This window comes from Psychrobacter sp. T6-1, assembly GCF_052258445.1.
On the sequence record NZ_JBQQFC010000845.1, the window covers coordinates 1 to 512 of the forward strand.

1 protein-coding gene is annotated in these 512 nt (G+C 49.0%); it reads right to left on the reverse strand.

What is annotated here, in order from left to right:
* The coding region (locus ACTXGO_RS16290; RefSeq protein ID WP_443575262.1) for a zinc-binding dehydrogenase at positions 1 to 512 on the reverse strand (512 nt) is incomplete at both ends.

Below are 512 nucleotides of genomic sequence, written 5' to 3' on the forward strand. Positions count from 1 at the left end.
GACTCTTGCAAATCAAGACGCGTACCAACGATTGAGCCGCGAATAGTGATACCGTTCAGAACGGTGTCAAAGATAGAAACTGGGAAGTCGCCTGTAGGTAGGCCATTACAGACCAAAGTACCACCACGTCTTAACATGCTTAGTGCTTGCTCAAACGCTTTTGAGGAAACGGCTGTCACCAGTACTCCATGAGCGCCTCCTATCTCTTTTTTTAAGAATTTGCCAGGATCTGTATCTTTGGCGTTGACGGTGACTGTTGCGCCGAGCTTTTTGGCAAACGCAAGCTTATCATCATCGATATCAACCGCAGCTACGTTGAGTCCCATAGCCACCGCGTACTGTACCGCCATGTGACCAAGACCGCCGATACCAGAGATGACCACCCAATCGCCGGCTTTGGTTTCGGTCATTTTAAGACCTTTGTACACTGTAACGCCTGCACATAACACAGGTGCAATCTCTACCGAGTCGACGCTTTCAGGGATAATACCGACATAGTCTGCATCTGCTAG